Here is a 23,755-nt window from a genome sequence, read left to right on the forward strand (position 1 = left end):
CGCGTGGGTTGCGGCGCTACGCATTTCCTTGATCGCATCCCCGGTGGGCGCCTTAACCCACCCTGCGGTTCACGCCGAACTCGTAGAGTGGGTTAGCGGCACAACGAAGCCGAGGTTCACCCCGAATCACCCACCGCGTAACCCACCAGGCGGAGCCGAGTAGTTCCCAATCCTCAAGCCAGCGCGGCGCTGGATTCGGGGAGGACCTGGCCGCCGTCGATGACCAGCGTCTGGCCGGTGATGAAGCCGGCTTCGCGGGTGGCGAAGAACAGCACCGCGTTGGCGATGTCGTCCACCGAGCCGAGGCGGCGCAGCGGGATCGAGGCGGCCATTTCCGCCTGGTAGTCGGCGCCCATGCCGTCCAGGCCTTCGGTGAGGATGTTGCCGGGCATCACCGCGTTGATGGTGATCCCGGCGCTGGCCAGTTCGATGGCGGCGGTGCGCATGAAGCCCAGTTGCCCGGCCTTGCTCGCGGCGTAGTGCGACCAGCCCGGATAGCCGGTGATCGGGCCGGTGATGGAGGAGGTGAGGACGATGCGGCCGAAGCCGTTCTTCTTCATCACCGGCAGGACCGCCTTGGTGCTGAGGAAGCTGCTGCGCAGGTTGGTGGCGATCACGTGGTCGAAGTCCGCCGTGGTCATGTCCTCGATGCGCGCCGAGGGAAAGATCCCGGCGTTGGCGGCGAGCACGTCCACCGAGCCGTAGCGTTCCACGGCGGCGTTCACCATCGCCTGGCAGGCCGATTCCTCGCTCACGTCGGCGGCGAACGCCGAGGCGTTGGCGCCGATGCCCTCGGCCACCGCCTGCGCGTCGGCGAGCGAGCGCGACACCACCAGCACGTTCAGCCCGGCCTGGCCGAAGCGTTTGGCGATGCCCAGGCCGATCCCGCGGCTGGCGCCCGTCACGATGACGGTTTTGTTTTGTAGTGATTCAAACATTTGGTGGTCCTCTCCGAATAGTGACAGATCCCTGGCAAAATACAGACCACCAACCAAGTATATAAAAATCAATATGTTATGAATTAAATGCTGAAATCGAACGGATTTCGTGCTGCTTTTTAGTGCGTGAAGGTCCACATCTGGTGCGAAAAAAAATGTTGAACCTGCCTCATTCGTGAGTTCTACTCGACGCATCGCTGAACCACGCCCCCGTCCGGGTAGGAGAGAAGATGAACGATCTGTCGAGAAGGAAATTGCTGAAGATGATGGGGGCTGGCGCCGGTGCGATGGCGCTGGGCGGTGGCACGCTGCTGGGCGGCTCGTCGGCCTTCGCCGCGGCGCGCAGCAAGGAGCTGAACATCCTCTGCTGGGAAGGCTACAACTCGGCGCAGGTGCTCGACCCGTTCCGTTCGATGACCGGGGCGACGGTGAAGGCCGAGAGCCTCACCAACGACCCCACCATGATCAACCGCCTGCGCGGTGGCGAGACCAACGTCTGGGACCTGATCAACGTGAACAACCCGTGGGCGCGCAAGGTCATGGCCCCCGCGGGACTGATCAAGTCGCTGCCGCGTGCCGAGTTCGAGCCCTATTTCGACGCCATGCTGCCGGAGTTCAAGGCCCCCTATAAGTGGGCGATGAGCGAGGACGGCAAGGACCTGCTGGGCATGGCGCAGCGCTTCGGGCCGTTCAACTACGTGGTCAATACCAAGAAGATCAGCCGTGCCAGCGCCGAGGACACCGGCTGGGACCTGTTCAACGACAAGGCCCTGGCCGGCAAGTACGGCATCCAGGAGTCGGACGACTGGAACGTCTTCGATATCTTCCTGATCGCCGGCATCAACCCCTTCGTCAAGCACACGCCGGCGGAGATGGAGGCGTTCCAGCAGACCGCGGTGAAGGTCTTCAAGGGCGCGAAAATGGTCGGCGACGTCGCCAGCCTGAACCAGGCGATGATCTCCGGCGAGATCGACCTGTACCTCACCGGCGGCACCTACACCGCCTCGCCGGCGCGCGCCGACGGCTATCCGGAAATCCGCGGCATCACGCCGCTGCGCGGGCCGATCGACGGCAAGGGCGGGGTTTCCTGGATCGAGATCACCTCGGTGGTGAACAACCCCAACGTCTCGCCGCTGGCCACCGAGTTCCTCAAGTACGTGCAGAAGCCCGACGTCGCCCACCAGGTGGCGTTCGCCGAGGGCACCTTCAACCCGGTCAGCCAGATGGGTAACCCGGAGTGCTTCAAGCTGTTCACCCAGGAAGAGCTGGACATCATCCAGTGGGACAGCCTGGCCGAGGAAATGAGCCGCTGCGTCGAGTACGACATCGTTCCCGAGTACGCCGAGGCACTGGACATGATCACCGCCGCCAAGCGCATGCGCTGATCGCGACACCCACAGGCCGGGCGCTATCGGATGACGCGCGCCCGCGCCGCCGAATGGCCCCATCGCCCGCTCACGCGCCTGCTGCTTGCCGGCGCGTGGGCGGGACCCTGCACGTCCCGTAATCGAACAAGGCACGACTATGAGCAGCGCATTGAATGATGTCGCCAAGGCACCGCTACCGATTCTGCAACTGGTGGATGTCTACAAGCGTTTCAACGAGTTCACCGCGGTCAGCGGCATTTCACTGAACATCCTCGACGGCGAGTTCCTCACCGTGGTCGGCCCGTCCGGCTCCGGCAAGACCACGCTGCTGCGCATGCTGGCCGGCATGGAGGCGCCGAGCGACGGCAACATCACCCTGCGCGGCGAGCTGATCAACAACGTCCCGGCGAAACAGCGGCCGACCTGCCTGGTGTTCCAGTCGCTGGCGCTGTTCCCGCACAAGACCGTCGGCGAGAACATCGAATTCCCGCTCAAGGTGAAGAGCGTGCCGCCAGCGCAACGCAAGGAGCGCGCGCTGGAGCTGCTGCGCATGCTGCGCCTGCCGGAGAGCTACTACGGCAAGAACGTGATGAAGTGTTCCGGCGGCGAGAAGCAGCGCGTCGCGCTGGCCCGCGCCTTCGCCTACGACCCCGACGTGCTGCTGTTCGACGAGCCGCTGTCGGCGCTCGACTACAAGCTGAAGAAGGTGCTGGAGAAGGAGCTCAAGGACCTGCACCGCGAGAGCGGCAAGACCTTCGTGTACATCACCCACTCGCTGGAGGAGGCGATGGTGATGTCCGACCGCATCGCGGTGATGAGTGCCGGCAAGATCGTCCAGATCGGTACGCCGGAGAGCATCTACGCGCGGCCGGAAACCGAATTCGTCGCCGAGTTCTTCGGCGAGGTGAACAAGTTTCCGCTGGTGCGCGACCCTGAGCGCGGATGGTTCAGCGCCGACACCGACAGCGCCGTGACCCTGACCCTGCCCGATTCGCTGCAGGGCGCCCAGGCGGCCACGCTGATCGTGCGCCCGGAGTACATGCGCTTCGCCAGCGCGCCGGACGAGTTCGACAACGTCATCCGCGGCAGCGTGTTCAACGAGTATTCGCTGGGTTCGCGCATCCAGTACCAGGTGCGTTGCGGCGAGAAGAGCGTGCTCATCGAGATCCCGCGCACCCTGGCGCGCGATGCGGCCCTCGACCAGCAGGTGATGATCGGCTGGAACGCCGCCGATGCCTTCGTGGCGGAGGCCTGAGATGCACGATTCCGACGCGCCACCCGTGGTTTCCACCGGCCTACGCTACGCCAGCCCGGTGCTGCTTTTCCTGCTGCTGGGCTTTCTCGCGCCGCTGGTCACCGTGGTCGCCTACGCCTTCGCCTCGCCGAAGAGCTTCGAGGTGTTCACCTCGTTCACCCTGGCCAACTTCTCCGCGGTGCTGGATTCCTCCAACACCGTGTGGACCTCGTTTGTCTGGTCGCTGGGGCTGGCCGCGGCCTGCACGATCATCCTGGCGCTGATCGCCTATCCGATCGCCTACGGCCTCAACCACGCGTTCGGGCGTTTCTCCTCGCTGGTCAGCGTGCTCTTCGTGTTCCCGCTGTTCATCTCGGAAAACGTCCGTCTCTACGGCTGGGTGCAGTTCTTCATCAAGAACGGCGTGGTCGACGGCCTGCTCAACGCCCTCGGCCTGGGGCCGGGGCCCGAGGTGCTCTACACGCCGGGGATCACGCTGTTCGGCATGGTCTACGTGTACCTGCCGTTCATGCTGTTCCCGATGACCCTGGGCCTGTCGATGGTGCCGCGCGACCTGATCGACGCGGCCGCCGACCTCGGCGCCGGGCGCTTCATGGTCTGGCGCGAGGTCGAGCTGCCGCTGGCGATGCCGGGCATCCTCATCGGCATGCTGCTGACCTTCGTCCTCGCCGTCGGCGCGGTGGCCGAGGCGAAGATTCTCGGCGGGCAATCGGTGATCACCGTGGTGCACGACATCGAGATCGCCTTCACCTACGCCCAGGACTGGCCACTCGGTGCCGCGCTGGCCGTGCTGCTGGTGCTGATCATCGGCGGGCTGACCCTGGCGGTGCTTTCCAGGCTGGACCTCGACCGCGTGCTGGGGAGACGCTGAACATGAGAACCCAAGCGAAGATCCGTTCCGAATTCTTCATCCGCAGCTGGGCCGCCTTTGTGCTCATCGCGATCTACCTGCCGATCGTCTGCAGCGCGCTGGCCGGGCTGTCGAAGAGCCGCTACTTCCTGTTCCCGGTGCGCCAGTTCTCACTGGACTGGTGGCAGCGCACGCTGGCCTCGCTGGAGGTGCAGACGCTGGTGCAGAACTCGATCACCGTCGCCCTGCTGGTGACGCTGATCTCGGTGCTGCTGGCGTTCTTCGGCGCGCTGGCGTTCGCCCGCTACGAGTGGAAGGGCCGCAAGCTGTACCAGAAGCTGCTGCTGTTGCCGATCTTCTTCCCGCAGGCCGTGCTCGGCCTGGCGCTTCTGCTGTGGATGAACGCCCTGGGCATCACGCCGAGCTGGCGCACCGCGGTGGTCGCGCACCTGGTGTGGATCGTGCCGGTGGTGACGCTGGTGATCGCGATCCAGGTCTACAGCTACGACGCGACCCTGGAAGAGGCCGCCATCGACCTAGGCGCCGGCCGCCTGTTCATCTTCAAGGAGATCACCCTGCCGCTGCTGTGGCCGGGCATCTGGTCCGGCGCGCTGTTCGCCTTCCTGCTGTCCTGGGGCAACTTCCCGCTGTCGCTGTACACCGCCGGCGCCGACTCCACGGTGCCCAAGTGGCTGTACTCGAAGATGGTCGCCGGCTACACGCCGATGGTTCCGGCGCTGGGCACCATGAGCACGCTCAGCGCGGCGAGCCTGCTGTTGCTCGGCGGCGCGGTGATCGCGGTGATCCGCCGGCGCCGGCAGAAGTAGCCCGTGCTGGCGCGCGCCGGGTACATCGACGGAAACGATCGCGGCTGCAAAAAGCTAGAGCGAAGGCTCTGTTCTCGGCATCATGGCAGGCTCAGGGAGTTTCCCGCCGCCTGACCCGGACAGTCGATGAGCCTTACCCCAACGCCTGGTAGCCTGACGCGCCTCGATGCCGGCGATGCCTCGACCCTGCGCATCGCCGGCGACTGGGTGCTGGCCGACAACATGCGGCTGGAGCGCGAAGTCGTCTCGGCCCAAGGCGCCGAACCCCCACGGCATTTCGATCTCAGCGACCTCGGCCAGCTCGACACCGCCGGCGCCGCGCTGCTGGTGCGGCTGCTGGGCGTCGAACGCGCGGCCACCCAGGAATGCCTACCGGCCAAGCAGCAGGCCTTGCTGACGCTGGTGGCGCGTTCGCAGGCGGATCAGGTGCCGCTGTCGCCGCCCGCGCCGCGCGCCGCCTACCTGGAACTGCTCGAGCGCATCGGCGCCTCGATGGTCGAGCACTGGTGCAACCTGGTGGAGATGCTCGGCTTCATCGGGCTGATCCTGCAATCGCTGCTCGGCTACCTGCTGCGCCCGCGGCGCTGGCGGCTGACCTCGATGGTCGCGCACCTGGAGCAGACCGGGCTGAACGCGGTGCCCATCGTCGCGCTGCTGACCTTCATGGTCGGCGCGGTGGTGTCGTTCCTCGGCGCCACCGTGCTGCAGAGCTTCGGCGCGACCCTGTTCACCGTGAACCTGGTGGCCTATTCGTTCCTCCGCGAATTCGGCGTGCTGCTCGCCGCGATCCTCATCGCCGGGCGCACCGCCAGCGCCTTTACCGCGCAGATCGGCTCGATGCGCGCCAACGAGGAGATCGACGCGATCCGCACCCTCGGCCTCGATCCGGTCGAGCTGCTGGTGCTGCCGCGCCTGCTGGCGCTGCTGGTCGCGCTGCCGATTCTCACCTTCGTCGGCATGCTCAGCGGCATCCTCGGCGGGCTGGCGGTGTGCGCCATCGCGCTGGACATCTCGCCCGGCATGTTCCTCAACATCGTGCACAGCGACATCGGCGTCAGCCACCTGGTGGTCGGCCTGGCGAAGGCGCCGCTGTTCGCCTTCCTGATCGCCGTGATCGGCTGCCTGGAAGGCTTCAAGGTCAGCGGCAGTGCGCAGTCGGTGGGCGAGCACACCACCATCAGCGTGGTGAAATCCATTTTCGTGGTGATCCTGCTGGATGCGCTGGTGGCCCTGTTCTGCATGGAGATGGACTGGTGAGCGAGGCGATCGTCGAAGTCCGCGACCTGAGCAACTGTTTCGGCCCGCAGGTGGTGCACGAGCACCTTGACCTGGATATCCGCCGTGGCGAAATCCTCGCCGTGGTCGGCGGTTCGGGCAGCGGCAAGTCGGTCCTGCTGCGCACCCTGATCGGCCTCAACCGGCCCAGCGCCGGCAGCGTGCGGGTGTTCGGCGAGGACCTGCTGACCCTGCCCGAGCAGCGTCGCTCGCGTGTCGAACGGCGCTTCGGCGTGCTCTTCCAGCAGGGCGCGCTGTTTTCCTCGCTGACGGTGATCGAGAACATCGCCTTGCCGCTGATCGAGCACGCCGGCCTCTCGCGCGCCTCGGCCGAGCGCCTGGCCGCCGTCAAGCTGGCGCTGGCCGGGTTGCCGGCGAACGCCGGCGACAAGTACCCGGCCTCGCTGTCCGGCGGCATGATCAAGCGCGCCGCGCTGGCCCGCGCGCTGGCGCTGGACCCGGACATCCTGTTCCTCGACGAGCCCACCGCCGGGCTAGACCCGATCGGCGCGGCGGCGTTCGACCAGCTCATCCTCACCCTGCGCGAGGCGCTAGGGTTGTCGGTGTTCCTGGTTACCCACGACCTCGACACCCTCTACGCGATCAGCGACCGCATCGCCGTGCTGTCGCAGAAACGCGTGCTGGTGGCCGATCGCCTCGAGGTGGTGGCGGCGTATGACGACGCCTGGATTCGCGACTACTTCCACGGCCCGCGCGCGCGTGCCGCCGAACACACCCATGCATCCCTGCGGGAGACGGATTGATGGAAACCCGAGCCCATCACGTATTGATCGGACTGTTCACGGTGATCGCCATCGCCGCTGCCATGCTCTTCGCCTTCTGGCTGGGGCGCTCCGGGGAGGGCGAGTTCAACCGCTACCGGGTGGTCTTCAAGGAGGCGGTCAGCGGCCTTTCGCAGGGCAGCACCGTGCAGTACAGCGGCATCCGCGTCGGCGAGGTGGAAGAGCTTCACCTGGACCCGAACGACCCGCGTCGTGTGGTGGCGCAGATCCGCATCGTCGCGACCACGCCGATCAAGCTGGACACCCGCGCCAAGCTGTCGATGAATGGCATCACCGGCACCTCGCAGATCCAGCTCAGCGGCGGCACGCCGGAAAGCCAGCCGCTGGTGGCGCAGAACGGCGAGCCGCCGATCATCGTCGCCGATCCGTCACCGATCGCCCGCCTGCTGGCCAACGGCGAGGACCTGATGACCGGCGTCACCCAGGCGCTGACGGGGATCAACCGGATGCTCTCCGAGGACAACGCCGAACGCATCAGCCGCACGCTGGACAACCTGCAGCAGGCCACCGCGATGATCGCCGAACAGCGCGACGACGTGCGCGAAATGGTCCACCAGCTGGCGCTGGCCAGCCAGCAGGCCAGCGCGACGCTGGAACAGACCACGCTGCTGATGCGCAACGCCAACGTTCTGGTCAACGACAAGGGCCGCGTGGTGCTGGACCAGGCCGAGCAGACGCTGGCCTCGCTGGAGGGCAGCAGCACGCGGCTGGACGGCATCCTCGCCGCCAACAGCGACTCGCTGGCCAACGGCCTGCAGGGCCTTGGCGAGCTCGGCCCGGCGATCCGCGAGTTGCGCGAAACCCTGGCCTCGCTGCGCCAGGTCAGCCACGGCCTCAACGAAAACCCGGTGGGTTACCTGCTCGGGCGAGAACATGCACAGGAGTTCGAGCCATGATCCGCATTTTTCCGGGGCGCCTCTTCGCCCTGCTGGCCGGCGCGCTGCTGGGTGGTTGCTCGGCGCTGTCGCAACCGGAGACGGTGGATACCTACCTGCTGCCCGGTGGCCATTTCGCCAGCGCGGCGGCTCCGGCCGGCGCCGACGGCTCGCTGCGCGTCACCCGGCCGAAAGCCGCCGGCGGGCTGGAAGGCACGCGCATCGCCGTGCTGCCGCAGCCGGACCGGCTGAGCTTCTACAAGGGCGCGCGCTGGAGCGACGCCGTTCCGGTGCTGCTGCGCGACCGCCTGATCGAGGCGCTGCGCGCCGGCGGCGGCATCGCCCGGCTGAGCAGCGACGACGACAACCTGCGCGCCGACCGCGAACTGGGCGGCAACCTGCGCGCGTTCCAGAGCGAATATCAGGCTGGCCAGCCGCAGGTGCTGATCCGCTTCGACGCGCAACTGATCGATACCCGCAGCCGCGCGATCCTCGCCAGCCGGCGTTTCGAGGTGAGCCAGGCGGTGCAGGGCCGCGCGGTGCCCGAAGTCGTAGAGGCCTTCGGCCGTGCCAGCGACGACCTCGCCCTGCAAGTGAGCGGCTGGGTGTTGCGGGCCGGCGAATGACGGGCGCGACCAGCACCCGGTCAGCCGGGCGACGCGCGATATCTGTCCGGCTCGACCGCTGATCGAACGAAAAACGGCCCCTCAGGGCCGTTTTTTGTCCACGTTCGGCTAGCTGCGCTCGAAGGTGACGCCCAGCGATCCCAGGGCCTTCCAGTAGCCGGGATAGGTCTTGCCGACGCATTCCGGGTCGAGAATGCGCACGCCGTGGATCTTCAGTCCGGCGAGGGCGAAGCACATGGCGATGCGGTGGTCGGCGTGGGTCTCGATCAGCGCGTCGCAGGTGCTGCCGGCCAGCGCCGGGTCGGCGGCCACCAGCAGGTCGTCGCCTTCCACCGTGGCGAGGCCGTGGCGAATCGCGTTGAGGCCGTCGTGCAGCGCGGCCACGCGGTCGCATTCCTTGACCCGCAGGTTGGCCAGGCCGACGAAGCGCACCGGGGTCTCGTTGAAGGCGGCGAGCACCGCCAGGGTCGGGATGGCGTCCTGCATCTGCGAGCCGTCGATCAGCGCCGGCATCCGCGGGAACTGGCGGATGAAGTCGTTGGCGCGGGCGTCCGGCTGGGTGAAGTCGGCATCCGCGACGCCGAGGTCGATGTCGCCCTCGCTGAGCACCTGCGCGGCCCACAGGTAGGTGGCGGCGGAGGCGTCGGGTTCGATGAAGTAGTCGCGCGCGACATAGCCGCCGGGCATCACGCGCCAGGTCATCTCGTCCTGCTGCTCGACCTGCGCGCCGAAGGCCCGCATCGCCGCCAGGGTCAGGTCTACGTAGCCGCGCGCGCCGATGTCCTTGCCGCGCAGGGCGATTTCCACCGGGCCTTCGGCGCAGGCGGCGGCCATCAGCAGGGCCGAGACGTACTGGCTGGAGAGGCCGGCATCGACCTCGATGCGCCCGGCGGGAAAGCCTCCCTTGGCGTGCACCGTCAGCGGCGGGCAGCCGGTGGCGCAGTCGACGCCGACGCCGACGCTGCGCAGCGCGTCGAGCAGCGGGCCGATCGGGCGTTTGCGCATGTAGTCGTCGCCGTCCAGGGTGACGGCGCCGTCGACACTGGTGACCGCGGCGGCGAGGAAGCGCACGGCGGTGCCGGCGTTACCGAGGAACAGCGGCCCGGTCGGCGTGCGCAACTGGCCGTCGCTGCTGACGACGAAGGTGGTGTCGTCCGGTTCGAGCACCTCGACGCCCATCTGCCGCAGCGCCTCGGACATGTGCCGGGTGTCGTCGCTCTTCAGCGCGCCGCTGAGCCGGCTGGTGCCCCTGGCGAGCGCCGCCAGCAGCAGCGCGCGGTTGGTGATCGACTTCGAGCCGGGCGGCGCGACCTGGCCACGCAGCGGCGAGGTGGGTGGAATCACGGTGAGGATGGGCCGGGCGGCCATGGGCGAACTCTCCTGAGAACCTGTGCAAAGTCTGCTGCGCGTCCTGGGGCGAGCAGGCGCGGCGGGCTGCAATGATGCCAGCGACGCCGCGCGGTGTCTGCGCCGCAGGTGCCTTTGTCACGCGGATTACAGCCCGAGCAGGTAGAGCAGCAGCGAGGTGGTCAGCAGCGAGCCGAGGGTCGAGACCAGGATCACCCGCGATACCAGCGCGGCCTCGCGGTTGTAGAACTCGGCGAGCATGTAAGGCCCGGTGCCGGTGGGCAGGGCGGCGAGCAGCAGCGCCGAGTTGGCCCACAGCGGCGGCAGGTGCAGCAGCGGGAAGGCGATCACCCAGGTGATCAGCGGCTGCACGATGAGCTTGATCAGCACGATCGGCATCGCGCCCTCGCTGGAGCCTTTCTGCGCCTGGGCGAGGAACAGCCCGAGCGATACCAGCGCGCAGGGCGTTGTGGCGTTCGCCAGCAGGCTGAGCAACTGGTGCAGCGGGCCGGGCAGGGGCTGCCCGCCCATCGCCCAGAACGCGCCGAGGATCGGCGAGACGATCAGCGGATTCTTCGCCAGCGCCTTGAGCACCTTGAGCACGGCGTGGTGCAGGCTCTTCTCGGCCTGCAGGCCGATCTCGATGCACACCACCGCCAGGGAAAACAGCACGCAGACCACCAGGATCGAGGCGATCATCGCCGGCTCCAGGCCATCCTGGCCGAACACCAGCGCGCACAGCGGAATGCCGATGAACCCGGTGTTGGCGTAGGAGGCGCTCAGGCTGTCGATGCTGGCGTCTACCAGGCGCCGCTCGCCGCGCAGGCGGTAGGCCAGGGTCAGCAGGTACACCGCCAGGCAGCCGACCGTGACGGCGACGACGAAGCCCGGCTGCCATACCTTCTCCCAGCTCGAGCCGGCGGTGACCTGGAACAGCAGCGAGGGCAGGCCCAGCCAGACCACGAACTTGTTGATCTCGACGGCGGCCGTCGGTCCCAGGCGGCCGGTGCGGCGGCAGACGTAGCCCACCAGGATCAAGGCGAAGATCGGGATGACGACGTTGATGACGGAGTACATGGGCGCCCGCGAGTACGAAGGGAAACGCAGCTTAGAGTTGCCGGTCGATGCGGTCCAATGCTATCGCGGCGCCGGGCTTGCGCCGTCGAATCCAGGTCGCCACCGAGGGCCGTCGCTGTTCCATGTAGCCGAGGAATTCGCTGGCGGGCGTTGCAAAGCCGTGGGCAATCCTTACTCTGCGGCTGGCAGAGGATTCGGAGAAGCAGCGTGGACGAGGAAACCCGGCGAACCCGCGAGGTGGTCGAGCGCTATCACCAGTGCTGGATGGCACTCGACGTGGAAGGCGTGATGGCGCTCTATCACCCCGATATCGAGTACTACGACTTCTTCAACAACCTGCGCATCCCCTTCGACGAACTGCGCGACTACGTGCGCACCGCCATGCCGCACAGCCCGCAGCAACACATCGAACACACCGACCGCATCCGCGTCGACGGCGACACCGCGTTCATCCAGTACTGTTCGCGGCTGACCCTGCGGCGCAGCGGCCGGCTGGCCTCGTTCCGCGCCAGCGAGGCGATCACCGTGCGCGACGGGCTGATCTGGCGGGTCCATGAATACGCCACCGCGGTGCGCGAGGAAAACGTCGGCGCCGGGGCCGAGGCGCCGACGGCGAAGATCCAGCGGCTCGGCCTGTCGTCGGTGCAGGTGCGCCTGATGCTGCTCGACCTGGAACAGTACTTCGCCAGCGAAAAGCCCTACCTGGCCAGCGATCTCGATCTGAGCAGGGTCGCCGCCGACACCGGCTACAGCCGCAACCAGGTGTCCTACCTGCTCAACCAGGTGCTCGGGGTCAGCTTCTACCAGTACGTCAACCGCGCACGTGTCGACCACCTGCTGGAACGCCTCGGCGAGGAGGATGCCGGACGCATCGACGAGCTGGCCTTCGCCGTCGGCTTCAACTCGCTGTCGGTCTTCTACCGCTGCTTCCGCGAACGCACCGGCCTGCCGCCGCGCGGCTACCTCAGGCAGCTGAATTCCGCACGGACCCGCGCGAACGACCCGCACGCCGACGCGCCCTAGACTGCCGGCACACTTCGCCCTGGAGCCCTCGCAATGCAGAACTGGGAAAACATCAGCCTGTGGATGGATCAGCTCGACACGCCGCTGCGGGCGCGCCCGAGCCTGGAACAGGACCTGGACGTCGACGTCGCGATCGTCGGCGCCGGCTACAGCGGGCTGTGGGCCGCCTACTACCTGAAGCGCCAGGCGCCGCAGCTACGCATCGTCATCCTCGAAGCGCAGACCGCCGGCTACGGGGCCTCCGGGCGCAACGGCGGCTGGCTGATGGGGCGCATGCTCGGCGAGGACCGCTACCTGGCGCCGCTGCCGCAGGAGGAGCGGATGCGCGCCTACGTGGTGCTCAAGTCGATTCCCGACGAGGTCGCCGCGGTCATCCAGGCGGAAGGCATCGACTGCGGTTATCTCAAGGGCGGCGTGCTGACCTGCGCGGCGCGCTACCCGGAGCAGCGCAGCCGCCTGCGCCACGAACTCGACGCGCTGTACCGCGAAGGGCACGACGAGAGCGACTACGTCTGGCTGGACCGCCACGCGCTGGACGCCCAGTTGCGCATCGCCGATGCCTACGGCGCCATCTATTCGCCGCATTGCGCCACCATCCAGCCGGCGCGCCTGGTGCGTGGCCTGGCGCAAGCGGTGGAGCGCCTCGGCGTGACGATCTACGAACGCAGCCCGGTGAGCGACTGGCAGCCGCGGGAACTGCGCACCGCGCGTGCTCGCGTGCGCGCCGACTGGATCGTCCCGGCGGTCGAGGGCTACGCCGGTGGCTTCGGCCTGCTGCAGCCCTATCAGGTCGCGGTGCAGAGCCTGATCGTCGCCACCGAACCGCTGCCCGCATCGACCTGGGACGAGATCGGCCTGCGCGACGGCCAGGCGTTCGCCGAGAACAGCCGGCAGATCACCTACGGCCACCGCACCCGCGACGACCGCCTGGTGTTCGGCGCGCGCGGCGGTTACCGCTTCGGCGGGCGCGTGCGCGAAGACTTCCAGCTCACCGAGGCGGAGATCGGCTTGCGCCGCTACCTGTTCGAGTCGCTCTTCCCCCGCCTGCGCGGAGTGAAGTTGACCCACGCCTGGGGCGGCAACATGGGCATGGCGCGACGCTTCCGCCCGCACATGCTGCGCGACAAGAAGAACGGCCTGGCGCTGGCCGGCGGTTTCGGCGGCGAGGGCGTCGGCGCGAGCAACCTCGGCGGGCGCACCGTCGCCGACCTGATCCTGCACAACGACAGCGCGTTGACCCGGCTGCCCTGGGTGACCCGCGACCAGCCGCTGGGCAAGAGCCTGCGCCGCTGGGAACCGGAGCCGTGCCGCTGGCTCGGCTATAAGCTGATCATGCGTTCTTTCGCCCACGAAGACCGTGTGCTCGCCAACCCGGCGACACCGCCCTGGCGCCGGCGCCTGGCGAGAAGCGTCGCCGCCTACCTCGACACCTTCATGCATTGACCGCGTTGTGCCTGGCGAGGCTCCGGGCGGTGGGTTACGCCGCGACGGGCTTTCGTGGCGGTACGGGCGATCCGCGCGGCGCGGCTAATCCACCCTACGGTTCCGATCCGGGTAGGGTGGGCTTCAGCCCACCAACCAAACCCCGCTCACGTCAGCCGATCACCACCGGCCCGTCGTGCTCCAGCGTGCAGTCCACCTGCTCGCCGGGGACGAAGCGCGGCAGGCCGAGGGCGACGGATTCCAGCGGAGTGCCGGCGACGTCCAGCCGGTAACGCGTGACCTCGCCGCTGTTCAGCACCTCGGCGATGCGTGCGCCGCGCCATACCGGCGCCGTCAGCTCACCGGGACGGGCAATCTGCAGTTGTTCCGGGCGGATCAGCACGCGTACCTGGCTGGACGCGGCGGGCACGCGGCAGCGCGCGCGGAACTGCCCACCGAAGGCTTCGCACTCGATCCCGGCGGCATCGCTGGCCAGGCAGCGGGCGTCGAGCAGGCTGCCGGCGCCGAGGAAGGTGGCGACGAATTCGGTGCGCGGCCAGCGGTACAGCTCGCCCGGCGCATCGATCTGCTGCAACCGTCCGGCCTGCATGATCGCCACCCGGTCGGCCATGGCGAAGGCTTCCTCCTGGTCGTGGGTGACCAGCAGCGCGGTCATCTTCAGCTCGCGCAGCAGGCCGGCGAGTTCGCGCTGCAGGCGTTGGCGGATCTGCCGGTCGAGCGCGCCGAGGGGTTCGTCGAGCAGCAGCACGGCGGGTTGCACGGCCAGCGCGCGGGCGGTGGCGACGCGCTGCTTCTGCCCGCCGGAGAGCTGCTTCACCGCGCGTTCGGCGAATTCGGCGAGGCCCACCAGTTCGAGCATCCGCAGCGCCGCGGCGCGGGTCTCGGCCTTGCCCAGGCCCTTCATGCGCAGGCCGAAGCCGATGTTTTCCAGCACGTTCAGGTGCGGGAACAGCGCGTAGTCCTGGAACACCGTGGCGGCGTCGATGCGGTCCGGCGGCAGCCCGGCGATGGAGCGCCCGGCGATGCGGATATCGCCGCCGTCGAGGCCGAGGCGGCCGCTGACCATGCCCAGCAGGGTGGTCTTGCCGGAACCGGACGGGCCGAGGATGGCGACGATCTCGCCGTGGCCGACGTCCAGACTGACGCGGTCCACCGCCAGGGTGGCGCCGTAGGTCTTGCTCACCGCATCGATGACCAGGTCGCGGGGGGAGTCGGGCGGGGTCATGCGCGTCCTCGGATGAGTTTGAGAGCGAAGGGCAGGATCATCCCGGCGACCAGCAGCACGCAGGCGACGGCCAGCGCGGAGTAGGCCAGCACGCTGGGCGGCAGGCCGTTGCGCGCCATCGAGTAGATCAGCATCGGCAGGGTGTTGAAGCCGCGCCCGGTGAAGAAGGCGATCGCCCATTCGTTGAACGACAGCAGGAAGGCCAGCAGCAGCCCGGAGCGGATGCTCGGCCAGAGGATCGGCAGGGTCACATGGCGCAGCATCTGCCGCTGGCTGGCGCCGAGGTCGCGGGCGGCGTCGTCGAGACGCTCGTCGTAGCGCAGCAGCTGCGCCATCACCATCAGCGCGACGAAGGGCGAGGTGTAGAGCGTGTGGCCGATGATCACCGTGGGATAGCCGAGCGGCAGGCCGAGTTCGACGAAGGCCACCTGCAGGCCGGCGGCGAGCACCAGCACCGGGACCACCAGCGGCAGGAAACCGAAGGCCACCCAGAGGCGCTTGAAGCGGGCCTGGGCGCGCACCACGAAGAACGCGAACAGCGTGCCGAGCAGCGTCGCCAGCAGCGCCACCAGCGTGGCGATGCCCAGCGAGGCGAGCAGCGAGGCGCCGATGCGCGGGTCGGCGACCAGCGCGGCGTACCACTTGCCGGTGAAGCCGGTGATCGGGAAGGCGTAGAACGGCAGCGGATTGAAGCTGAAGGCGATCACCGTGAGGATCGGCACCAGCGCGTAGATCAGCATCGCCAGGGTGCACAGCAGCAGGAACGGGTGGCGCGGGCGCTTCATCGTCCGCCTCCCGAGCCGAGGCTCAGGCCAACGCGTCCGCAGGCGCGGGCGAAGAGTGCCAGCAGCGCCGCCAGCAGGCCGACGGCAAGCCCGCCGGCGACGATCAGCAGCACCGTGAGCGCGCTGCCCAGCGGCCAGTTCAACGCGTGGAAGAACTGGTCGCGGATTTCCGTGGTGGTCAGCCGGCCGGAGGTGCCGCCGAGCATTTCCGGTTCCAGCACGGTGCTCAGGGTCGGTACGAACACCAGCACCGCGCCGACGCACAGGCCGGGCGCCGCCAGTGGCATGACGATGCGCCAGAAGGTGGCGTTGGCCGAGGCGCCGAGGTCGCGCGCCGCCACCAGGTAGCGGTCGTCGATGGTCCTCATCGCCAGGAACAGGGTGAACAGCATGAACGGGAAGCTGTTGTAGGTCATCGCCGCGATCACTGCCGGGCGCCCGTAGAGCAGCGCCATGATCGGCGCGTCGAGCAGGCCGCTGCTGGTCAGCGCCGTGTTGATCAGGCCCTTCACGCCGAGGATGCCGCGCCAGGACACGGTGCGGATCAACGGCCCGACCAGGAAGGTCACGGTCACCAGCATCAGCACCAGCGCCTGCAACCGCGTCGAACGCACGCCCTTGGCGAGGTAGTAGGCCACCGGCAAAGCGATCAGCGTGGCCAGCAGCACCACGCCGAGTGCCACGCCGAGGGTGCGCGCCAGCACCTGCGGGCGGCCGGACGCCAGGTCGAGAATCCCCCGGTAGTTGTCCAGGGTCGGGAACGCCGCCGCCGAGCCGTTGCCCGGGGACAGCGAAAGCAGCAGCAGGCCGGCGATGGGCAGCACGAAGAATGTCAGCAGCAGGAGCAGCCAGGGGCCGCCGGTGATCAGCGGGTAACGGGAAAAGCGCACGCGGCCTCCGAAGGTACGTCCACCCACGCCCCGCCGTCCCTGGGAATGGCGGGGCGTATCGGTATCAGGCGTTGAGTACCTTGTCCCACACCGCCTGATAGCCGGCGGGGTTGGTCGGCGAGGTCCACCAGACGGCGTTCTTCAGGAAGGCGTCCGGCTTGGCCAGGTCGAGGGAATCGACCAGTTTGCCATCCATCGTGGCGATCGCCGCGGTGGAGGTGGTGCGGTAGCCGATGTCCTTGCCGATCATCGCGCCGTACTGCTCGCCGAGCAGGTAGTCGATGAAGGCCAGGCAGGCGGCCTCGCTCTCGGCGTTGGCGTCCCTGGTCAGGAAGGCCGCATCGTACCAGGCCAGCTCGCCCTGTTTCGGGTGCGTCCAGCGCACGTCGACGTCGTACTTGCGGATTTCCAGCAGCGGCTGCCAGCCCCAGCACACCGCGACTTCTCCGGTGGCCATGAGGTTCTTCAGGTCGCCGATGTCGTTCCAGTAGGAGCGCACCAGCGGCTTCTGCTTGATCAGCACCTCGGCGACGGCGTCGAGCTGGTCCTTGTCCATGGCGAACGGGGTCTTGATGCCGAGGTAGAGGGCGGCCACCACCACGCTCTCGAACAGGCCGTTGGGCATGGCGATGCGCCCGGCGAACTCCTTGTCGAAGAGGATCGCCAGGTCGTCGACGTCCTGGCCGACGATGCCGTGGTTGTAGACCATCGAGTCGGTGCCCCAGGCGTAGGGCACGCCGTAGGTCTTGCCGTCGTAGATCATCCCGGCGGCCTTGTCGAAGCCGGGAATCAGCTTCGACCAGTTCTTCAGTTTGCTGGTGTCGATGGGCTTGAGCACGCCGGCGTCATAGGTGATCTGCGCATGGTAGGAACCGTCGGTGAGCAGTTCGACGCCGGCGCCGCCGGATTGCAGCTTGGTGATGATTTCCGAAGGGTCGGCGAACAGGCTGGTCTGCACCTCGATGCCGCTGGCCTTGAGGAAGGGCGCGAGGAACTCGGGCCGTGCGTAGTCGGCGTTGGTGCCCCAAGTGAAGTGTTTTGCGGCCGCCTGTGCGCGGCCGGAGAGCAACGGGCCGCCAAGCAGGCCGGCGGCGCCGGCGATGCCCAGCAGTTTGAGCATGTCGCGCCGCGAACGGGCGCCGTTGAAGAGGTCGTGGGTCAAGCGATCTGATGCATCCGTCATCTTCTTTCCTCTGCGTTGCTCGATTTACCCGCCTGTCCGCGCGGGATGCCTGCTGATGACACCACGGACACGGCCTCGCGCTCAACCGTTGCCGCGTTGCGCGCGCAGGGCTTGCCGCCGGACGGTGGTGGCCGTCGCGTCGACGGCGAGGTCGAGGCCCTCCAGCGAGCCGCTGAACACCACGCCGTAGAGCTCGAAGGCGCGCGACGGGGTTTCCCAGCGTTCCAGCACGTCGTGCAGCACGCGGCGCGGTTCGCGCTCCAGCGGGTCGCCATAGCCGCCGCCGGAGCAGTCGATGCCGCGGATCAGTTCGCCCTTGTGCAGCGTCAGCGCGACCACGTTGGGCAGCTTGCTCTGGCTGCCGTCGGCGCGGATGTGCCAGGCCGCGGCGGCGATGGCATCGCCGCCGCCGCGCACGCCTCGCGGCGGGCTGAGCTGGCCGTCGCAGGGGAACATCACCGTCAGCGGCGCCTCGGTGGGGCCGTAGGCCATGTCGCCGCCCGGCGCGCCGCGGAACTTGCCGGCGCCGCCGGAGCCGGGGATCAGGCGGATGTGGCTGAATTCGATGGGGTGCTTGAGCTCGTCGATCTCCACCGAGTCGCGGTACATCAGCCCGCAGTCCACCGGCAGGCCCCAGGTAAGCCAGCCGTCCGCGTGGGCGCTGGCGGGGCCGCCGTTGATGGCGATGATCAACTGGTTGACGTAGGCCTCGTTGCCCTGGCGCGGATCGTCGCCGGAGACCACCGCCAGCCCCACGCCCATGCCCAGGCCGCCCTCGGCGACGCCGTAGCCGTCGCCGAGCTGGGCGAAGGCCGCGCCAGCGCAGTTCACCAGCCGGTCGGCGACGTTGGTGGTGGCCACCGAACAGCTGTGGGGGAACGCCGGGCGGCCGATCACCTTGCCTTCGCCAAGCAGCATGCGCACGCGGCGGAAGGCCCCGGAGTTCTTCGGGATGTCCGCCGGCAGCGAGTTGAACAGGCCGGTGAGCGAGGCGGAAATGGTGCAGGCCTCGCTGACGTTGAAGCCGCAGGGCAGGTTGTCGATGTTGTCGCGCATGTCCAGGGTGACCATCGCCGCCTCGGGGTCGACCTCGATTTCCAGCCTGATCGGAATCCCCTCGGGGACGATGCCTTCCACCGGATCGTGGCCGCCGGTGTTCACCAGACGCGCCTTGGGCAGCCGGCGGATGGCCTGGGCCATGCGCTGCTCGGAGTAGTCCAGCCAGTCGCGGACGAAGGTCTTGATGCGGTCCTTGCCGTACTTCTCGCACAGCTCCTTGAGCCGCCGCTCGCCGATGCGCGCGGCGCCGAGGCTGGCGAGGAAGTCGCCGTACCACTGGCCGGGCACGCGGATGCGGCTCTGGCACATGCGTACGATGTCCTGGTTCATCTGGTAGTCGCGCTGCACGCGCACCGCCGGGAAGATCAGTGCGCCTTCCTCGTATACGTCCTTCGCCGAGGCGTGGTAGGTGGTCGGTTGCGAGTTGCCGATGTCCGCCTGGTGCGCCTTGGCGACCACGGTGAAGAGGTGTTCGCCCTCGACGAACACCGGCACCAGGATGGTGTGGTCGGCCGGGTGGGTGTTGCCGGTGTACGGGTCGTTGTGCAGGAAGGCGTCGCCCTCGGCGAGGTCCGGGTGGAACTCGCACATGGTGCGCGTCTGCAGGTGCGCGCCGAAGCTGTGGATCGGCAGCCCGTCGGCGCAGGCCAGCAGCTGGTTGTCGGCGGTGCACAGGCCGCAGCTGAAGTCGCGCGCGCTGTTGATCACCGCCGAGCGCGCGGCGCGCAGCAGGGTGTTGGTCATCTCGCGGACGATGCCGTCGATGCGATTGGCGATCACCGCGGTGAGTACCGGGTTGATGGCTTGCTTCTGGTCCATTCCGGGCGTCCTCACTGGTAGCTCAGGATGTAGTTGCCGGCGTCGCTGACGCGCGCCGACATGCCCGGATAGACCACCAGCGTGGTGGTCGGCTCCTCGATGATCGCCGGGCCCTGCACGTGGTGGCCGGGAAGCAGGTCGGCACCGGCATGGATCGGCGTTTCGATACTGACGCCAGCGTCGAAGTGGCAGGTCCGGTAGGCGGCCACCGGCGCGTCCTCGCCTTGCGCCGCGCGGGCGAGGCTCTGCACCAGCGGCGAGGAGAGGGCGACGGTCAGGCGCGCCTTCCAGTTGATGCATTCCACGGCGCTGGCGCGGTCGTCGATGGCGAACACCCGCTGGTGCACCTGGTGGAAGGCTTCGACCAGCCGTTCGACGTCCGCCGCATCCTCGATGCGGCTGAACGGCAGCGGCGTATCCAGCTCCCAGATCTGGCCGAAGTAACGCGCCTCGACGAAGAACTCGAGGCGCGCCTTGTCCTGCGCCTGTGCGCCTAGGCCCTCGAGAAAGCCCAGCAGGCGCCCTTCGAGTTCGCCCAGGGTGCGGTTCACCGCGGCGTGGTCGAAGCGGTTCGAGGTGGTCACCAGGCTCGCGGTTTCCTCCTTGAGGATGTCGGCGAACTGCATGCCGGCGGCGGACAGCGCCGAGGCGGCCTTGGGCAGCACCACGCGTTCGCATTCCAGCTCGCGGGCGATCGGCAGGATGTTGATGCCGGCCGCGCCACCGCCGGCGACCAGGGTGCTTTCGTTCGGATTGACACCCTCGGCGATGGTGATTTCGCGGATCGCCTTGATCATCAGCTCGCTGGCCAGGCTGATGATGTCGTAGGCGGTCTGCTCGATGCTGGCGCCGAAACGCTCGGCCAGCGGTGCGAGGGCGCGGCGCGCGGCCGCCACGTCGAGGCGCATGCGCCCGCCGAGGAAGGCCCCGGCATTGAAGTAGCCGAGCACGCAGGCGGCGTCCGACACCGTCGGTAACTCGCCGCCTCGGCCGTAGCAGGCCGGGCCGGGATCGGAGCCGGCGCTCTGCGGGCCGACGCGCATCAGGCCGCCCTCGTCGCACCAGGCGATGGAGCCGCCGCCGGCGCCGACCGAGCGGATGTCCACCGAGGAAATGCCCAGCAGGTGGCCGCTCCACAGGCCGCCGAGCCAAGTGTCGCGGCTGTAGGTGAGGTTGCCGTCGCGGACCAGGCCGACGTCGAAGGTGGTGCCGCCGGTGTCGCAGACGATGGCGTTGCTGCCGAGGTCTTCCAGGCGCGTGTAGGCGGCCGCGGCGACTGGCGCCATGGCCGGGCCGGATTTCACCGTGTGGATCGGCGCCTCGATCAGCTCGGCGACGTTCATGCAGCCGCCCAGCGTGGTCGAGACGAGGATGTCGTTGGCGTAACCGGCCGCGCGCAGGTCGCGCTCCAGCCCGCTCAGGTGCTGCTGCATCAGCGGCTTGAGCGAGGCGTCGATGCTGGTGGCCGAAGCCCGGCGGTACTCGCGGATCACCGGCAGGATGCGGTGCGAAAGGGTGTAGGGCACGCCGGGCAGCAGTTCGTCGAGGAGCGCGGCGAGGCGCTGTTCATGCGCCGGATTGGCGATCGACCAGAGCAGGCACACGGCGATCGCCTCGAAGTCGTGCCGCGCCAATTGGCCGATCACCTCGCGCGCCTGCGCCTCGTCGAAGTCGCGTGACACGCTGCCATCGGCGCGGATGCGCTCGCGCACCTCGAAGGTGTAGCGGCGCGGGACGTAGGGCTCGGGGTAGTCGCGGCTGAAGTCGTGGGGGTTGAGCTTGCCGCCCTCGCGCAGCACGAGGATGTCGGGGAAACCTTCGGTGACCAGCAGCGCGGTCTTCGCCACGCGCTGGGTGACGATGGCGTTGGTCGCCCGCGTGGTCCCGTAGATGAACAGATCGGTCGCGCCGAGCAGCGCCTCGACGCCCAGCCCCAGTTGTTCGGCGGCGACGCCGAGGGCCTCGCGCATGCCGTCGAAGATGCGCGCATGGGTGGTGAGGGCCTTGCCAATGGTGTAGCCACCGCTGCTGTCGGTCACCACCACATCGGTGAAGGTGCCGCCGGTATCCACGGAAATCCTGTACATGCTGATGATCCCTCTCATTAGTCGCGGCCACGACGAGGAATGCAGTATCGCGCAAAACAGGGCCGTCTCCGCGCCAGGGTGAAGCAGGCGCTGAACGGTATCGCCGTTTCCGGCGGGGAGGGATGAGCAGGGGAGCGGTCAGGCCGCTTCGTAGTGCCAGACCTTGGAGACGATCTTCCAGGTGTCGCCGAGGAAGATCAGCGTCATGTCGTCGACGAAGCTCTGCGGCAGGTAGAGGTCGCGCACGCGCACGTGGGCGGTGGTCGGCGTCGGCATTTCCAGGCTGATAATCTCGTCGACGCGCGGGTCGTTGCGCTGCGCGGGCGCTTCCCGGCGGGTGATGCGCTCCAGGTACAGCGGCAGGTCGAGCATGATGAATTCATCGTCCGTGGACGAGAACAGCCGCGCCTCGGCGTGGAAGATCTCGTTGAACCAGTCCGAACGGCCGAAATACAGCGCGTCGAAATAGCGCTGAATGACCTTTAGCAGTTCGCTCTTGGGTGTGCTCATGCGATCGCTCCGTTGATGCATTGCTCGACGGCCGCTTCATGCGGCAGTTCCAGGCCGTAATCCAGTGCGGCCAGCAGGGTTTCCAGTTCGCTGTCGGAAATGATCAGCGCGGGCGCGAGGAACAGGGAGGTCTGTTCCCCGCTGGTGCCGATCAGGGCACCGGCTTCCAGCGCGCGTTCGGCTACGCGCGAGGCGAGGGTGGGTTCCAGGGTGTCGGCCCGCCAGTCGCGCCAGTCCGGGCCGTGCAGCTCGATGGTCCAGTGCAGGCCACGGCCGTCGACACGGGCGATGATCGGATGGCGGGCGGCGATTTCGCCGAGGCGGCGCTTCATCACCTGTTCCAGATGCGCGGTTCTCTCGAGCAGCTTTTCGCGCACCACCACGCGCAAATAGGCGCGTACCGCGGCGACCATGCTCGGGTGGCCGCGGAAGGTGCTGTAGCTCTGCCAGGACTTGTCTTTCAGCCGCTCCATCACGTCCTTCGAGAGCACCACCGCGCCGGCCGGCGCCGCGCCACCGGCCAATGGCTTGCCTAGGGTGACGATGTCCGGACGGCTGTCGCCGCCCTGGAAGGCGAACCAGCGCCCGCTGCGGCCCAGGCCGGTCACCACTTCGTCGGCGATCCACAGGCAGCCGGCCGCGCGGGCCATCGCCGCCATGCGGTCCTGATAGTCGGCGTCGTGATAGATGCCGCCCTGGGTGTAGTCGATGATCATCGCCGCGCTGTCGGCCAGCTGCGCCGGAACGCCGGCGAGGCGCGTCTCCAGCGACGGCACGCAGACATCGCCGCCGTAGCTGGCGCCGACCGGCGCGGGTAACTGGTGAACCGCTACGCGCCAGGGCGTCGGCCGGGTGCCGCCATGATGCGAGGCGAGGCCGCCATGCCAGTGCGGCTGCAGAGTGGCGTCGCGGGACAGACCGGTGAGGCCGTGATAGGCGCGCTCGCGGGCGGCGAAAGGCGCCCGCCCGCTGAGCACCTGGGCCAGCGACAGCGCCTGGTCGTTGGCCTCGCTGCCGCTGAGGAAGAAGCGCACGCCACCGACCCAGTCGTGTTCGCCGGCGAAGGCGATATCGATCAGCTCATCCGCCGCGGCTTCACGCTCGCCCCAGGCCCAGCCTTCGCTGACCACCGGGGCACTGGCGGCCCTTCGCAGGGCGTCTTGCATGTCCGGGTAGGCATGGCCGAGCGGGCCGCCGGTGCTGCTGCCATCGATGACCCGACGGCCGTCCGCGAGGAAGAAGTACACTCCTTCGCCGCCAACGATGCGGAAGCTCGGCTGTTCGCCGGCGTTCAGCCCTGTCTGGATCAACCTGCCCATGCCCGTGCCTTCCTCGGGATCGGTATATGGACATAGCATTTCATGTCGACTGTATATTGTCGACAATTTTTTTGTGTCCTTCTATCATTGCCCTCTATTAGGCTCGCCTTTTCCTTTCGTAAGCCGCGTCCTAGAGCCCTCAATGCGGCGTTCGGGCATTTCCGACGGAGGT

General features: G+C 68.1%; 21 protein-coding genes. 10 read left to right on the forward strand and 11 right to left on the reverse strand.

Annotated features, from left to right (window positions below):
• Positions 1 to 173: 173 nt before the first annotated feature.
• Positions 174 to 938 carry a 3-oxoacyl-ACP reductase FabG gene (fabG, locus tag BLV15_RS20495; protein ID WP_090231579.1) on the reverse strand — a complete coding sequence of 255 codons (765 nt, stop codon included), beginning with the start codon at positions 936 to 938 and terminating at the stop codon, positions 174 to 176.
• Positions 939 to 1,168: 230 nt separating this feature from the next.
• Between fabG and BLV15_RS20500 the strand changes: the two genes are divergently transcribed.
• From BLV15_RS20500 to BLV15_RS20535, 8 genes are all read left to right on the forward strand, one after another.
• Positions 1,169 to 2,323, forward strand: a complete 1,155-nt coding sequence (locus tag BLV15_RS20500) for an ABC transporter substrate-binding protein (RefSeq protein ID WP_090231580.1) — start codon at positions 1,169 to 1,171, stop codon at positions 2,321 to 2,323.
• A 139-nt stretch (positions 2,324 to 2,462) separates the two neighbouring features.
• Entirely contained in the window at positions 2,463 to 3,560 is a 1,098-nt protein-coding gene (locus BLV15_RS20505; protein WP_090231581.1) for an ABC transporter ATP-binding protein, read from the forward strand.
• 1 nt (position 3,561) lies between these two features.
• Complete coding sequence (locus BLV15_RS20510) at positions 3,562 to 4,431, forward strand: ABC transporter permease (RefSeq protein WP_217632910.1); 870 nt, start codon at positions 3,562 to 3,564, stop codon at positions 4,429 to 4,431.
• Between the two features lie 2 nt (positions 4,432 to 4,433).
• A complete protein-coding gene (locus BLV15_RS20515; protein ID WP_090231583.1) occupies positions 4,434 to 5,237 on the forward strand; it encodes an ABC transporter permease in 804 nt (267 codons plus the stop codon).
• Between the two features lie 126 nt (positions 5,238 to 5,363).
• On the forward strand, positions 5,364 to 6,494 hold the full coding sequence (locus BLV15_RS20520; RefSeq protein ID WP_090231584.1) for an ABC transporter permease: 1,131 nt from the start codon (positions 5,364 to 5,366) through the stop codon (positions 6,492 to 6,494).
• Positions 6,488 to 7,276: an ABC transporter ATP-binding protein gene (locus tag BLV15_RS20525; protein ID WP_090231649.1), complete on the forward strand. Its 789-nt coding sequence runs from the start codon at positions 6,488 to 6,490 to the stop codon at positions 7,274 to 7,276. The genes BLV15_RS20520 and BLV15_RS20525 overlap by 7 nt, the downstream gene beginning before the upstream one ends.
• Positions 7,276 to 8,211 carry an MlaD family protein gene (locus tag BLV15_RS20530; protein WP_090231585.1) on the forward strand — a complete coding sequence of 312 codons (936 nt, stop codon included), beginning with the start codon at positions 7,276 to 7,278 and terminating at the stop codon, positions 8,209 to 8,211. Before BLV15_RS20525 ends, BLV15_RS20530 begins: the two co-directional genes overlap by 1 nt.
• On the forward strand, positions 8,208 to 8,816 hold the full coding sequence (locus BLV15_RS20535) for an ABC-type transport auxiliary lipoprotein family protein (protein ID WP_090231586.1): 609 nt from the start codon (positions 8,208 to 8,210) through the stop codon (positions 8,814 to 8,816). The genes BLV15_RS20530 and BLV15_RS20535 overlap by 4 nt, the downstream gene beginning before the upstream one ends.
• 108 nt (positions 8,817 to 8,924) lie before the next feature.
• Here BLV15_RS20535 and BLV15_RS20540 read toward each other — a convergent pair whose 3' ends face one another.
• Positions 8,925 to 10,184, reverse strand: a complete 1,260-nt coding sequence (locus tag BLV15_RS20540) for a 3-phosphoshikimate 1-carboxyvinyltransferase (protein ID WP_090231587.1) — start codon at positions 10,182 to 10,184, stop codon at positions 8,925 to 8,927.
• Between the two features lie 126 nt (positions 10,185 to 10,310).
• Positions 10,311 to 11,240, reverse strand: coding sequence for an AEC family transporter (locus BLV15_RS20545; protein WP_090231588.1), 930 nt, complete (start codon positions 11,238 to 11,240; stop codon positions 10,311 to 10,313).
• Between the two features lie 207 nt (positions 11,241 to 11,447).
• Here BLV15_RS20545 and BLV15_RS20550 point away from each other — a divergent pair, with 207 nt between their 5' ends.
• Both BLV15_RS20550 and BLV15_RS20555 read left to right on the forward strand, forming a co-directional pair.
• Positions 11,448 to 12,263, forward strand: coding sequence for a nuclear transport factor 2 family protein (locus tag BLV15_RS20550; RefSeq protein ID WP_255964708.1), 816 nt, complete (start codon positions 11,448 to 11,450; stop codon positions 12,261 to 12,263).
• 33 nt (positions 12,264 to 12,296) lie between these two features.
• On the forward strand, positions 12,297 to 13,706 hold the full coding sequence (locus tag BLV15_RS20555; protein ID WP_090231590.1) for an NAD(P)/FAD-dependent oxidoreductase: 1,410 nt from the start codon (positions 12,297 to 12,299) through the stop codon (positions 13,704 to 13,706).
• Positions 13,707 to 13,857: 151 nt separating this feature from the next.
• Here BLV15_RS20555 and BLV15_RS20560 read toward each other — a convergent pair whose 3' ends face one another.
• From BLV15_RS20560 to BLV15_RS20595, 8 genes are all read right to left on the reverse strand, one after another.
• Entirely contained in the window at positions 13,858 to 14,931 is a 1,074-nt protein-coding gene (locus BLV15_RS20560) for an ABC transporter ATP-binding protein (RefSeq protein WP_090231591.1), read from the reverse strand.
• Positions 14,928 to 15,716, reverse strand: a complete 789-nt coding sequence (locus BLV15_RS20565; protein WP_090231592.1) for an ABC transporter permease — start codon at positions 15,714 to 15,716, stop codon at positions 14,928 to 14,930. The genes BLV15_RS20560 and BLV15_RS20565 overlap by 4 nt, the downstream gene beginning before the upstream one ends.
• Positions 15,713 to 16,606, reverse strand: a complete 894-nt coding sequence (locus BLV15_RS20570) for an ABC transporter permease (RefSeq protein ID WP_090231593.1) — start codon at positions 16,604 to 16,606, stop codon at positions 15,713 to 15,715. The genes BLV15_RS20565 and BLV15_RS20570 overlap by 4 nt, the downstream gene beginning before the upstream one ends.
• A 64-nt stretch (positions 16,607 to 16,670) precedes the next feature.
• Entirely contained in the window at positions 16,671 to 17,789 is a 1,119-nt protein-coding gene (locus tag BLV15_RS20575; protein WP_090231594.1) for an ABC transporter substrate-binding protein, read from the reverse strand.
• 81 nt (positions 17,790 to 17,870) lie between these two features.
• Positions 17,871 to 19,667: a hydantoinase B/oxoprolinase family protein gene (locus tag BLV15_RS20580; RefSeq protein ID WP_090231595.1), complete on the reverse strand. Its 1,797-nt coding sequence runs from the start codon at positions 19,665 to 19,667 to the stop codon at positions 17,871 to 17,873.
• Positions 19,668 to 19,678: 11 nt separating this feature from the next.
• Positions 19,679 to 21,754, reverse strand: a complete 2,076-nt coding sequence (locus BLV15_RS20585; protein WP_090231596.1) for a hydantoinase/oxoprolinase family protein — start codon at positions 21,752 to 21,754, stop codon at positions 19,679 to 19,681.
• Between the two features lie 138 nt (positions 21,755 to 21,892).
• Positions 21,893 to 22,264 (reverse strand): nuclear transport factor 2 family protein, encoded by a 372-nt coding sequence (locus tag BLV15_RS20590; RefSeq protein WP_175534407.1) that lies wholly within the window; start codon positions 22,262 to 22,264, stop codon positions 21,893 to 21,895.
• The gene (locus BLV15_RS20595) at positions 22,261 to 23,583 is read right to left on the reverse strand and encodes an aminotransferase class III-fold pyridoxal phosphate-dependent enzyme (protein ID WP_090231598.1); all 1,323 of its coding nucleotides are present in this window, start codon (positions 23,581 to 23,583) and stop codon (positions 22,261 to 22,263) included. Before BLV15_RS20595 ends, BLV15_RS20590 begins: the two co-directional genes overlap by 4 nt.
• Positions 23,584 to 23,755: the final 172 nt, after the last annotated feature.

It is taken from the genome of Pseudomonas kuykendallii (assembly GCF_900106975.1).
GTDB classification, from domain to species: domain Bacteria; phylum Pseudomonadota; class Gammaproteobacteria; order Pseudomonadales; family Pseudomonadaceae; genus Pseudomonas_O; species Pseudomonas_O kuykendallii.